General features: G+C 36.2%; 12 protein-coding genes and 1 tRNA gene. 6 read left to right on the top strand and 7 right to left on the bottom strand.

Annotation, left to right across the window (positions count from 1 at the left end):
• Window positions 1-16: 16 nt before the first annotated feature.
• Complete coding sequence (gene mtgA / locus BMX49_RS08390; RefSeq protein WP_034716002.1) at window positions 17-661, bottom strand: monofunctional biosynthetic peptidoglycan transglycosylase; 645 nt, start codon at window positions 659-661, stop codon at window positions 17-19.
• A 54-nt stretch (window positions 662-715) separates the two neighbouring features.
• Window positions 716-1,762, bottom strand: a complete 1,047-nt coding sequence (locus BMX49_RS08385; RefSeq protein ID WP_034716004.1) for an ABC transporter substrate-binding protein — start codon at window positions 1,760-1,762, stop codon at window positions 716-718.
• A 45-nt stretch (window positions 1,763-1,807) separates the two neighbouring features.
• On the opposite strand from BMX49_RS08385, the gene BMX49_RS08380 reads away from it, so the two are divergent.
• Window positions 1,808-1,881: transfer RNA gene (locus tag BMX49_RS08380), tRNA-Arg, on the top strand.
• A gap of 29 nt (window positions 1,882-1,910) precedes the next feature.
• On the opposite strand, the gene prmA is transcribed toward BMX49_RS08380, so the two are convergent.
• From prmA to BMX49_RS08365, 3 genes are all read right to left on the bottom strand, one after another.
• Window positions 1,911-2,738, bottom strand: a complete 828-nt coding sequence (gene prmA, locus BMX49_RS08375; RefSeq protein ID WP_034716006.1) for a 50S ribosomal protein L11 methyltransferase — start codon at window positions 2,736-2,738, stop codon at window positions 1,911-1,913.
• A gap of 187 nt (window positions 2,739-2,925) precedes the next feature.
• Window positions 2,926-3,927 carry a glycosyltransferase family 2 protein gene (locus BMX49_RS08370; protein ID WP_034716008.1) on the bottom strand — a complete coding sequence of 334 codons (1,002 nt, stop codon included), beginning with the start codon at window positions 3,925-3,927 and terminating at the stop codon, window positions 2,926-2,928.
• Window positions 3,928-3,966: 39 nt separating this feature from the next.
• Window positions 3,967-5,142: a THUMP domain-containing class I SAM-dependent RNA methyltransferase gene (locus tag BMX49_RS08365; RefSeq protein WP_034716010.1), complete on the bottom strand. Its 1,176-nt coding sequence runs from the start codon at window positions 5,140-5,142 to the stop codon at window positions 3,967-3,969.
• Between the two features lie 168 nt (window positions 5,143-5,310).
• On the opposite strand from BMX49_RS08365, the gene BMX49_RS08360 reads away from it, so the two are divergent.
• Both BMX49_RS08360 and BMX49_RS08355 read left to right on the top strand, forming a co-directional pair.
• Window positions 5,311-6,057, top strand: coding sequence for a class I SAM-dependent methyltransferase (locus BMX49_RS08360; protein ID WP_034716011.1), 747 nt, complete (start codon window positions 5,311-5,313; stop codon window positions 6,055-6,057).
• A 14-nt stretch (window positions 6,058-6,071) separates the two neighbouring features.
• Entirely contained in the window at window positions 6,072-6,764 is a 693-nt protein-coding gene (locus BMX49_RS08355; RefSeq protein ID WP_034716013.1) for a ZIP family metal transporter, read from the top strand.
• A 72-nt stretch (window positions 6,765-6,836) separates the two neighbouring features.
• Here BMX49_RS08355 and BMX49_RS08350 read toward each other — a convergent pair whose 3' ends face one another.
• Entirely contained in the window at window positions 6,837-8,240 is a 1,404-nt protein-coding gene (locus BMX49_RS08350; protein ID WP_034716015.1) for an OmpP1/FadL family transporter, read from the bottom strand.
• A 25-nt stretch (window positions 8,241-8,265) separates the two neighbouring features.
• Window positions 8,266-9,309 (bottom strand): hypothetical protein, encoded by a 1,044-nt coding sequence (locus BMX49_RS08345; protein WP_051803484.1) that lies wholly within the window; start codon window positions 9,307-9,309, stop codon window positions 8,266-8,268.
• A 146-nt stretch (window positions 9,310-9,455) separates the two neighbouring features.
• Between BMX49_RS08345 and proS the strand changes: the two genes are divergently transcribed.
• From proS to BMX49_RS08330, 3 genes are all read left to right on the top strand, one after another.
• Complete coding sequence (gene proS, locus BMX49_RS08340; RefSeq protein WP_034716017.1) at window positions 9,456-10,931, top strand: proline--tRNA ligase; 1,476 nt, start codon at window positions 9,456-9,458, stop codon at window positions 10,929-10,931.
• 120 nt (window positions 10,932-11,051) lie between these two features.
• Window positions 11,052-12,332, top strand: a complete 1,281-nt coding sequence (locus BMX49_RS08335) for an OmpA family protein (RefSeq protein ID WP_034716019.1) — start codon at window positions 11,052-11,054, stop codon at window positions 12,330-12,332.
• 189 nt (window positions 12,333-12,521) lie between these two features.
• Window positions 12,522-13,061 carry a nucleotide exchange factor GrpE gene (locus BMX49_RS08330; protein ID WP_034716021.1) on the top strand — a complete coding sequence of 180 codons (540 nt, stop codon included), beginning with the start codon at window positions 12,522-12,524 and terminating at the stop codon, window positions 13,059-13,061.
• Window positions 13,062-13,123 lie beyond the last annotated feature (62 nt).

The following is a 13,123-nucleotide window of genomic DNA, read 5'->3' as shown; positions in this document are numbered from 1 at the left end:
TCTCGGTAAAGATAAATTATTTAAGCGTGATATTATTCATCTGACGCATGATCCAATTATGCTTCTTATTGAGGTAAGCAGAGGGGTTTTTCGGATCGTATTTTTTGGGATTTGGTAAAATTGTGGCAATCCAGGCAGCCTCACTTTTGGTCAAATTTTGTGCACTTTTTTTAAAGTAGTATTTTGAAGCAGCTTCCACTCCAAAAACACCACGCCCCATTTCGATTGAGTTGAGGTATCTTTCCAAGATAACATCTTTACCCCAGACTAACTCAATGATGAAGGTGTATACAGTCTCAAAACCTTTGCGAACCCAGCTTCTGCCTTGCCAGAGAAAAACATTTTTGGCGGTTTGCTGCGAAATCGTACTTCCGCCACGAAGTTTCTTTCCTTTTTGATTACTCTCCAGCGCTTTTTCAATCGCTTTATAGTCGAATCCATTATGATCGAAAAAGCGTTGGTCTTCCGCGGCCAGAACGGCTTTTTTCACATTATTGCCCATTTCATCGTAAGAGACATAATCTCGTTTCAGCTTTCCATATTCGATTAAACCTCCAACTTGAGTGATGGTAACAATTGGATTAAAGAATTTGCCCCACGCAATAAATAAAATATTTGCTAGGATGATGATATAGATGAGTCTTTTAATTTTCTTCCACATAAATAATCGGTCAATAGTAAAACAGGTTCAGAGGTGCAAAAATAGAAATAAATTCTACTTCAACTCACTTAAATAAGTCAATTGATAATTTGGTAACAATTCAGGATGGAAAATTTTGATATAATCCTTAAGAACAAGATCAGCTCTAACAACTCCACTTTCAAAATAGTCATTTGATTTTCCGTTTGTTCTGCCAGTGATGGTGTACATCTCACCGTTATTGTAGACAGGTAATTTGGTGTAATTCGGATTGATTTGCAACAATTCATTCCTATTTTGATGATTGCCGACATTCACCCAATATTGCGCTTTTTGAGCTTTAACAAAAACTTCTTCAAAACTCATCGGAATTGCTTTCGTTTCAGAATTATCAGCATTGATGTACTTGCCATTAGCGTCCGAGATGAATTGCGCTAAATTTGATTTTCCCCCTGGCAGAAACCATTGATTACCGTACATTTCATTCGCAAGTACAATAGGTTTATTTGCTGCAGTGTTCGCTAAAGTTTTTAAAGAATCATAACTTTTTTGAATTTCCTCTATTTTGGTCACTGCTTTCTTTTCATTATTCAAGAGTTTTCCAAAGATCAATAAGTATTTTGATTTTTCTAACGGATTTTGTTCTAGATATTCGTTAATGAAAATAATTTCGATTCCGTTTTTCTTTATTAAATCGTAGGTGTTTTCGAAACTTGCGATATAATTGGTGAAAATGACATCGGGTTTTAAAGCAATAATTTTTTCCATATCATATTTTTGCTCGTTCCCAACGGTTTGCATTTTACCTTCCTCAATCAACTGATGAACTTTTTTAGAATACACGTATTCAGGACTAGAAATGCCGATGATGTTACCTTCCAAACCAAGTTCTGTAAAATACCCAACCAAACTGGCATTCAGTAAAATCACTTTTTTAAAAGGAAGTTTTGAGGTCGGAAGAGCATAATCAAATTTCCCAGATTTGAGCTGTAACGTATTTACATCGTCTTTAAACTTGACATTCTCTGAAATAATTTGCCAATTTCTTGAAGCTGGTTTAATTTCTTTTTTGCAAGCAATAAAAAGAAAAAACGATAAGAAAGTAAAAAAAGTTGATTTCATTATTTGAAAGGAGTAAAAAATTGTTATATTTGCAAACCGAAAAACGGCCTCGTGGCGCAACTGAATAGCGCACCTGATTACGGCTCAGGAGGTTACTGGTTTGAATCCAGTCGAGGTCACTAAAAACCTAGCATTTTGCTAGGTTTTTTTATTTCTCCAAGAGTAAAGAAACCCATTCTTCCCGCTGAATTTTCTTTTTTAATGTCAGTTTTTCTGCTGTACAAACTTCCAGAATATCATCTACATCAAAGAAACATAAGCCTGAAAGCAATAATTGTCCACCATTATTTAATATCGAAACATAGGTTGGAATATCTGAAATCAAAATATTTCTATTGATATTCGCTAAAATAATATCAAAGTTTTCGCTTCCTAAATTATCTGCAGTTCCCTGAGAGATTTCAAGTTCTACACTATTTCTTGCAGCGTTTTCGATGGAGTTTTCTACGGACCATTCATCAATATCAATCGCCACGGTTTTTCCTGCACCTTCTTGTTTAGCGAAAATGGCTAAAACAGAAGTTCCGCAACCCATATCCAAAACCGTTTTGTTTGCAAAATCCATGTCGAGCATTTGCTGAATCATCAAATAAGTGGTGGCATGATGACCGGTTCCGAAAGACATTTTGGGTTGAATGATAATTTCGTGTGGCAAGTTTTGATTTTCGTGAAATTCTGCACGGATAGAAACTTGATCTTCAATATTAATGGGAGAAAAGTTTTTTTCCCATTCTTCATTCCAGTTGATGTTCGGCATTTCTTTGAAAGTGTAAGAAATATTGATATCCGGATTTTGAAGCAATTGAACTTCTTTTAATTCTTCTTCTTTGAATAACTCCGTTTGAATGTAGCCTAAAATTCCATCATACTCTTCGGTAAAACTGTCGAAACCGATTTCGATGAGTTCTGCCATCAGGATTTCATTCCAAGGCTGTAATGGCTGTATTTTAAAATTAAATTCCAGGTAATTTTGCATGCTTATCTTTTTGCAAAAATAGGGATTTTAAGCGGAAACTGCGCCCCGGATTGAACGGCATGTTTGAGCTCTTTTTTTACGCGGAGGCAAAAAGCGCTGGCAAAATAAAGCGAGTAGTGAAAGCCGGAATTGTGCGCCAAAAATACAGCTATTCAATAAAACCTTTTGATGAAGTCAATGATGCGCCTCACTGTTTATGAAAATGCGAGGGAAATGCATCTTCCGGTTTTTGTCTAAAAATATTGAGTAAAATCCAAGATTTGAGGAAGCCGACGCCATAGGAGAACATTTGAATATACGTTGCGATAATGGCATTTGCAGCGATACTTACGTTCCTGGTTTTGTATAAGGCGTGGAAGAAAACTATGAATGTATAAAGTCCATAAAATCCTAGAATAAGGCCTTTTTGAAAGAAAAAATATTCGATAAACCCGAGGAAATAACCAATCAAAAAGAGCGACGGAAAGGCGAAAGATATTTTGACATATTTCGGATGCCGCTGATTCAGAATCGGACGCGCACAACCGAATTGGTACACTTGTTTGGAGAATTTTCCGAAATCTACACGGCGTTTATGATAAACACCAATATCATCGAAAAATGCGGTCGTAAAGCCATTCTCCCAGAGTCGCATCGAGAGATCCGGATCTTCACCAATACGCATTTCTGAAAAGCCTCCGACTTTTTCGAACGCGGTTTTTCGAACGCCCATGTTAAAACTTCGAGGTTGAAATTTGGTGACGGCCTTTTTACTGCCGCGAATTCCACCCGTTGTAAAAATGGAGGTCATCGAATAGGAAATCGCTTTTTGCATCAGGTTAAAGCCTTTGTGGGCTTTGTCGGCGCCACCAAAAGAGTCGCACGGAATTTCGGAAAGATTCTTTTTGATGTTCTGGACATAATCGGTCTCGACAATCACATCGGAGTCAACGAAAACCAGCCAGTCATTTTTGGCTCTTCTCGCTCCGAAATTTCGCGACAGTCCAGGACCGGAATTATCTTTTCGGAAAAATTCAATTTTTAAACTCTCCTGAAATAATTCTGCTGTTGGACGTAAATTAAGAATGGAACCATCATCAACAATAATTACCTCAAAATCTTTATCGGATTGATGCGATAAGGAATTGAGCAACTCGAACAGTTCGTCTTTTCGGTTGTAGATGGCGATGATGATGGAGATGGTGTTCAATGCGATAATTTGTTGATTTGGCGATGTGTTAATTGGGAATTAACTGTCTCCTTCTCTCCCTTCTAATTTATGAATTTTCTTAGTTCCTTCGTACATTTCATATTGCATGAAACGACATTCTAATTTTCCGTTATACAGTTTGATTTTACGTGAAGGTCTTAATCCTACTCTCTTTAAAGAATCCATATCGGAAGAAATTAACCAAGCTAAAGTATTCGGATAGTTTTTCTTAAAGGTGTCACCGATTTTGCTATAAAATTCATCATCGTTGATTACAATTCGTTCATCATAAGGTGGATTGAAAACCATCATTAGTGGAAATAACTCTTTTCTAGAGTCAAAGAAATCTTGCGTTTTCACTTCAATAACATCATCCATTTCGGCAGATTCGATATTGATCTTCGCGGCGTGTAGCATATCTGAATCGATATCGTAACCTACGATCTTTCCGGTAAATTCTCTTACGCGATTAAGACGAACTTCTTTAATTGTTTTGAATAATTCTTCGTCGTAATTCAACCAGTTTTGAAAACCGAATCTTCTGCGGAAAGTTTGTGCTGGTAAATCCATGGCAATCATCGCTGCTTCAATTAATAAGGTCCCAGAACCGCACATTGGATCCAGAAAGTTTCCTTTTCCGTCCCAACCGGCTAACTGCAACATTCCAGAAGCAAGCACTTCATTCAGTGGCGCTTCACCTTGTTCTTTTCTATAACCTCTTTTAAACAAAGGATCTCCAGAGGAATCCAAAGAAACGGTGACCAATTCCCGATCGATGTGAAGGTGAATCTTAATATCTGGATCTTGAATATTTACGCTCGGTCTTTTGTTGTATTTAAATTTGAAATAATCTACAATCGCGTCTTTCATTTTTTGAGCCATGAACTGCGAATGCGAAAAGCGTTCAGAATAAATGGTCGTGTCGATGGCAAAAGTTTGATCAACGGTCATATATTCCTCCCAAGGGAAATCAAAAAGTTTGTCATAAAAACGGTTTTCATCCCAAGCTTTGAAAGTTAAAACGGGAACTAAAACTTTCAACGCCGTTCTGGCTGAATAATTAATTTTGTAAAGAAATCCCAAATCACCTTCGCAGTTTACCGCTCTGTTTTTAACTTCAACATTTGCTCCGCCGAGTTTTCTGATTTCTTCTGCTAAAATTTCCTCGAGTCCGAAAAAAGTCTTGATCTGTATTTTTAAATTTTCTGTGTCCATATCGTATTGATCAACAATTGGTGATATTAATTAAAAGTGAATTGAGTTTATAACTAAAGTTTCTATATAAGGACAAATTGAGTTAATAAAGGTATTAGAAGATCACTCATAAAAGAAATCTTTTACAACTTGTCGGTTTGCAATTGCAAATTTAGTTATTTTTGCAGAATGGCATGGTTTGAAACTTGGTTTGATACTCCTTATTATCATATTCTTTATAAAGACAGAGATTTTGCTGAGGCAGAAAATTTTATTACGTTACTAATCAACTACTTAAATATTCCAAAAAATTCTAAGATTATTGACTTGGCTTGTGGAAAAGGCAGACATTCTGTTTTTTTAAATAAAATGGGCTTCGAAGTTTTGGGTTTAGATTTATCTCAGCAAAGTATTGAACACAATAAAGAGTTTGAAAATTCGACTTTAAAATTTAAAGTTCATGATATGAGGGAAGAGATATCCGCAGATCTTTCCACCGAAAAAGCAGACGCTGTTTTAAATCTTTTCACGAGTTTCGGTTATTTTGAAGATGAAAATGATGATCGAAAAGTTTTTCAATCGATATCTAATATTTTAAAGGATAGCGGATATTTTGTCCTGGATTTTTTGAATGCAAAGTGGGTTGAGAATTCATTAATTATAGAAGAAAATACGACTAAGGGAGAAATTGACTTTAAGATTAAGAAGAAAATTGAAGATCAGCATATCATTAAAGACATTAATTTTAATCACAAAGGACGCGATTACCATTTCTTTGAGAAGGTTAAATTACATACGATAGGAGAAATTAATAAATATGCAGAAGAATTCGGTTTTGAGCAGATTCAAATTTTCGGAGATTACCACTTAAATGATTTTGATCTAGAAAGTTCGCCACGTTGCATCAATGTCTTTAAAAAGAAAAGCCACACCTAAAAATAAAGGGAGTTATGATTATTGTTTTATTAATATTAAGTGTTTTAATCGGAGTTTTCCTCGGGAAATTTTTTGGTGACCGAGAAAAATTTGCGAAAAATCTGCTTATCGTAAGTGCTGGTTTTTTAATTACGATTTGCTTGAATGAGGTTTTTCCAGAAGTTTATGCGGGTGAAGATCAAAATATTGGGCTTTGGGTTATTGGTGGTGTTTTACTTCAAATGTTGTTAGAAAACTTGACCAAAGGCTTTGAACACGGCCACTTTCACCATCATACAGAAGGAAAACACATTCTTCCGTTGGCATTGATGATTGGACTTTTTATTCACGCATTTCTAGAGGGAATTCCACTCGCAAATGAGGAGGTTGTTTTGACTCCTTATCTAACGGGTATTTTGGTGCACAATATTCCAATTTCATTTATTCTGGGCGCTTTTTTAGTGAAGAATAAAAAATTCTCGCCGTCGGCTTTTCTTATTATTTCAATTTTTGCGCTGGCTTCACCTTTGGGTTTGATTTTAGGTAAATATTTTAACCCCAACTTAGAAGTATACTTTCTCGCTTTAGTTGGTGGAATTTTCCTTCATATTTCATCAGTCATTATATTTGAAAGCAATAAGAATCACAACGTAGACTGGCGTAAAATCGGTTATGTCATGTTAGGAGTTTTATTGGCGATGTCAACTCATCTCTTCCATCAACACTAAATATTTGTACAAAAAAAAAGACTCCGATTAAATTGGAGTCTTTTATATTTCAAGTAAGAATTTTACACTAAGTTAAAACTTCCAACCTAGCGTAATAAAGAAGTTGTCTCTTTTGTTTTTTACATCTGAAACTACTGCCGCATCAGAATCTACAATATAATTATCGGAAAAATATCCCGAATTATTGCTTGCAGAACCTCGCAAGAAGGGACTTTTATAATCTGAACTTAAATTCTGGTAAGCTGCATCAATGTAAAATGATTTAAAATCGTATCCGATCCCAGCTCCAATCGTAGATCTTCGTCCAAGAATTAAATTATCGTAAGAAGTATTGGCCGCTGTGCCATTTTCTCCGAAAGCTGAAATGCCCATTGAATCAAACGGACTGCTTGCAAAAGCATATCCACCTCTGATTCGAAATGCCTCGATTCTATATTCCGCTCCAACTTTTACTTCAGATAAATTTTTAGAATTTTCACTAAAGAAGTTATTCAATTCAGTTTCAGCATTTCCGTAAACTTTATATTTTGACTTGGTCAATCCTAAAGTATAATCAACATTAATGGCGAAATTTTTATTGGGAACATAAGCAGCACTTACTGTTGCTTTCATTGGTGAAGAAAGATTTCTTTCCTCGGTGTAAGTTCCATCTGTCGGGTTATCATATTCATTAAAAACTCTGGCTACATTCCACCAAGTCGGGGTTTCAATAGAAGCACCCAATCTAAACTGCGGATTTACTTTTCCGATGACACCAACTGAGGCTGAAAATCCAGTGGATGATTCAGAAAAGGGAGTGTATTGTTTACTATAGACACTAGTGGAATTATTTGCCGAAGAATCGAATGCAGCAGAATCGTATTGATCAATAGCTGCGGAATGAAAATTCAAACCACCGCCTATGTAGATTCGGTTGTCATAGTTTGCACCCACCGCAAGACTCATTTTAGAAACATCACCATAACGATTGTAAGCATGACCTGCGAGAGAAATGTTGTCTACCAAAACATTGCTGGAATCGTAAATATTAAAGTTAACGTTCGCATTTCCCGGAGATTCAGAATAATCTTCAATTGATTGATTGGAGTAATTAACTCCAATATTTACAAATTTCCAGGGAGTAGATCCATCCAGTTGAAAAACCATCACGCCTCCAACATTTCCAAGATCAGTTTTATTGACTTTATAATCTAGAGATTTCCCGGCCAACGACGTTGAATTCTTACTATTCTGAATGGCTAAAGTTCCTGACATTTCACTAGTAATACTTACTCCGATTCCCGCAGGATTCGTATTCATCACTGAAACATCTCCACCTAATGCTCCCATCGACCCTGCCATACCATTGTATTTTGCAGAACCAGTTGTCATTGAGCTTGAATAAACATCAACTGTATTTCTTATTGTAGATAGGTCTTGGGCATTTGCGAAATAAGCCGCACCGATACCTAAAATTATTAAAGACTTTTTTACCATTTTTAAAATATGCTTATATTAAATATTATCTTCTAAAACCGCCAGACGATCTGGTTGATCCAGAACTAGAATTTGAAGATCCACTATTAAATCCTCCGCCAGAATTCCCTGATCTGAAACCTCCGTCATTAGAATTATTTCTACTAGGTTGGTTGTAGGTCGGTGTTTCCTGTCTGTTATTATTGTACTGTCTAGGCGTTGTATTTTGTCTCGGCGTATTATTATTTTGTCGAGTCCCATTATCAATTTGCGGCGACGTTCTGTACCTTGGTTGATTATTCGGCTGCTGCTGATTTGTATTTCCAGGCTGAGTATTATAACGTGGGTTATTATTCTGCTGGTTATTATACCGCGGATTGTCATTTCTGAAACCAGAATTTCGATCTGTATTCGGTCTTATTCCAGAATTATTATTTCTTAAACTGTTATCAGTTCTAAATCCTGAGCCATCAGAACCGCTTCTTTTCGTATTAAATCGCGGTGCATTGTAGCTATTGTAACCTCCATATCCATTGTAGCCATTATATCCGTAAGGCGAATAGTATCCATAAGGATTGTAATATCCATAAGGGTTGTAACCATAGTAAGGATTGTATCCGTAGTAAGGATTATAATATCCGCCGAAAGGACTGTAGCCAAATCCCCAAGGACTATAATAACCGCCAAATCCATAAGAAGTTCCAAATCCGAAACTCATCCCAAAACCGTATCCTGAATACATCCCGTAAGGATATCCCCAAGTATCATTATAGTAAGTTTCTGTACCTGCGAAATTACCCCAGTCAGAATTTTGAGAGTCTTGCCAGTTTTGATTTCTGTTTTCGGAATTCAAATACTTATTCTGGTCATCGTTGTATTGGTAATCATAGTAGTCGCCTACTTGATTTCCATTATTCATTACAACCCCGACTGGGATTGTGTCTGTATTAGGATCATAATATACTCCATCAGTCTCGCTGTACCCACCCATTGTGGCTCCACAAGAAGATAAAATAAAACCTCCCAAAATTGCTAAAACCGCGTTGGACTTTAGTAATTGCATTGATTTTTTATAAGTAATTTTTTTCATGATAAGGTGAAAAAGTTTTAATTTGATTTATATTTGCAAATTGCACCAAAATTGTACCAATCATTAAGGATGAATTTTGAGTAAAAATAAGCTTTTTAGATTAGATGTTAGAAGCTGCATTAAGTTAAATTTAAAGACAAAATATAATGGCAAAGATTACTTCCAGAGGTGAAGATTATAGCAAATGGTATAATGAATTAGTTGTTCAAGCTGATTTGGCTGAAAATTCTGGAGTTCGTGGTTGTATGGTTATTAAACCTTATGGATATGCAATTTGGGAGAAAATGCGCGACGAATTAGATAAGAAATTTAAGGAGACAGGTCACCAAAATGCCTACTTCCCTCTCTTTATTCCTAAAAGCTTTTTTGAAGCGGAAGAACAGAACGCAGAAGGTTTTGCTAAGGAGTGCGCCGTAGTAACTCATTATCGCTTAAAAACTGACCCTAATAACCCAAAGAAATTAATCGTTGATCCAGAGGCTAAATTAGAGGAGGAATTGATCGTTCGTCCAACCTCCGAAGCCATTATTTGGAGTACTTATAAAAAATGGATACAGTCTTATCGTGACTTACCTATTCTGATCAATCAATGGGCTAATGTGGTTCGCTGGGAAATGAGAACTCGTTTCTTTTTGAGAACTGCAGAATTCCTCTGGCAAGAAGGACATACGGCACATGCTACCAAGGATGAAGCCATTGAGGAGACTGAAAAAATGATTGATGTTTATGCAGATTTCGTGCAAAATTTCATGTGTATTCCAGTAATAAAAGGAATTAAAACGGCTTCTGAAAGATTCGCCGGTGCTGACGAAACCTATTGTATTGAAGCTTTGATGCAAGATGGTAAAGCCTTGCAAGCCGGAACTTCACACTTTCTAGGTCAGAATTTCGGTAAAGCATTTGATGTTAAATTTACGAATCGCGAAGGTAAAATTGAACATGCTTGGGGAACCTCTTGGGGAACTTCTACCCGATTAATCGGTGGTTTAATCATGACGCATTCTGATGATTTAGGTTTGGTTCTTCCGCCATCTTTGGCACCGATTCAGGTCGTGATTGTTCCTATCTTTAAAGGAGAAGATCAACTCAATCAAATTAATGAAGTTGCTTTTGATATTGTAGACAAGCTAAAAGCCAAAGGAATCTCCGTAAAATATGACAACAGACCCGATAATAAGCCAGGTTGGAAATTTGCAGAATATGAATTAAAAGGAGTGCCGATTAGAATCGCAATGGGCGCCAGAGATTTAGAAAATAAAACGGTAGAAATTGCTAGGCGAGATAATTTAACTAAAGAAATTCAACCTTTAGAAAATATTGAAGTTTATATTGAAGAATTATTGAAAACAATCCAAAAAGCAATTTACACCAAGGCGGTTGATTTTAGAGATTCGCACATCACTCCTGTAAATAGTTATGATGAATTTAAAACAGTTCTGGAAGAGAAAGGTGGATTCATTTCTGCCCATTGGGACGGAACCGAGGAGGAAGAGGAACAAATTAAAAATGAAACAAAAGCCACCATTCGTTGCATTCCTTTAAATAATGAAATGGAAGATGGGATTTCTTTAATTACTGGAAAACCCTCGAAACAACGTGTCATTTTCGGTAAATCCTACTAATTAATTAGTTGAAATCATAATTTTAGATACTGTTAATGTTATTATAAATTAGAGTATCGGTAAGTTTTTGGACTAAATATTGCTTATATTCAAAATATTAACTTTAAAAATTAAACTATTATGGCTTTAAACATTATTGATCTTATCAAGGGACAATTAGGTCCAGCGTTGATTTCGCAAGCTGCTTCTCAACTAGGAGAAAGTGAATCAGGAATTTCAAAAGCAATCAGCGGTTTACTACCGGCAGTTGTGGGAGGTATGGCAAATAACGCCGACAAACCAGGAGTTCTTGATGCAATTACTGGAGCTTCCTCTAGCAACATGCTTGGCGATTTACTAGGTGGATCTTCAAACAATTCATTAATTACAACCGTTTTAACGGCTATTTTTGGAGATAAAATTGGAGGAATTGCAAATGCAATTTCAACTTTTTCAGGCGTGAGCAGTTCATCATCCAACTCATTATTAAATATGGTTACTAGTGCAACCTTAGGCTCGGTCGGGAAATATGCTACCGATAATAACTTAGGCTCTACCGGAATTACAAGTCTACTGAATGATCAAAAAGGAATTGTTTCTTCTTTACTCCCAGCAGGATTATCTTTAGCTTCCCTAGGAATTGGAAATATGTTTGGTGGACCTGATGCTGAGAATGTGAAAGTAACTTCTTTCGATCAACCGAAAGTTGAAGTAAATAGAGGCGGAAATGTTCATACAACTCCCACTCCTGATAATAACAACAATGAAGGCGGATCGATTTGGAAATGGTTATTGCCACTTCTTTTGTTAGGGGTAGCTGGTTGGTTCTTATGGAATAATTACAATAAAGATAAAACAGAAGAAGTTGTTACAACTGACAACACAGAAATCGTCGCCGATTCTACGGCCGATATGGTTAATGACAGCGCGATGATGGTAACTCCAGTTAGAGAAGTTACTGATATTGATCTTAACGGAAAAATGATCAAAGGCTACGCTAACGGAATGGAAGCATCCATGATTAATTTCCTTAAAGGTGACAACTATAAAAATGCAGATGACGCAGCCTTGAAAGATATCTGGTACAACTTTGACAACGTGAACTTTAAAATGGGTTCTGCCACAGAATTAGAGATGGGTTCTGAGGGACAAATTCAAAACTTAGCTGCTATTTTAAAATCGTATCCAGATGCTAAAATTAAAATTGGTGGTTACACTGATATGACTGGCGATGCTGCTCAGAATAAAGATTTATCTCAAAAAAGAGCAGATCATATTAAATCTGAACTTAGCAAATTAGGAGTTACCGCTCAGGTAGTGGGTGCAGAAGGTTATGGAAGCGAATTCGCTAAAGTTGCTGCTACAGCTTCAGATAGTGAAAGAGCTTCAGATAGAAAAATGGCTGTTAGATTTACAAAATAATCTTACATCATATTATAATAAAATCCCGAATTAGTTCGGGATTTTTTGTGTTTACGTGTTAAGAATATGTTGCGGTATCAGACAATTGTTGATACGTTATCCATCTCTCAAATACCGAAGTCTGCCGAATTGTCCTAAACTTCTTTTTGGCAAAATCTTTGTGAAAGGTTCGGTATAAAATTTAAAATTATGTCAGACAATCAAGATATTCACGAAGAAGACTTAAATCCACAAGACGATCTAACCCAAAACACTACCGACGAAACTGTAGAAAATATGACAGTTGAACCTACGGCAAAGGAACTTTTGGCAGAGGAAAAAGACCGTTATATTCGTCTTTTTGCTGAATTCGAAAATTATAAGAAAAGAACGACCAAAGAAAAAATGGAATTCTTTCAATACGCGAATCAAGATATGATGATTTCGATGTTAGACGTTTTGGATGATTTCGAACGTGCCTTGAAAGAAATCGCTAAAAACGGCAATGAAGCAGATTTGAAAGGAGTGGAATTGATTTATCAAAAATTTAAAAACAAATTAGGTGATAAAGGATTGACACCAATGGTGGTCAATGCAGGCGATAATTTCAATGTTGATTTTCACGAAGCGATTACCCAAATCCCCGCGCCAACGCCAGAATTGAAAGGCAAAATTGTAGATGTGATTGAAACAGGTTATCAACTTGCTGACAAAGTAATCAGATTTGCTAAAGTCATTATTGGAAACTAGAATTTGCATGTTCGAATCTTGCAACCCGGCTTGAGTGGAGCTCATTTTTTTTGCGCTGGCAA

Origin of the sequence: Kaistella antarctica (assembly GCF_900109615.1) — a bacterium.
In the GTDB taxonomy this organism is placed as follows: Bacteria; Bacteroidota; Bacteroidia; order Flavobacteriales; family Weeksellaceae; genus Kaistella; species Kaistella antarctica.
The sequence above is the reverse complement of the archived record's forward strand: the minus strand, read 5'-3'. Positions and strand labels throughout refer to the sequence as shown.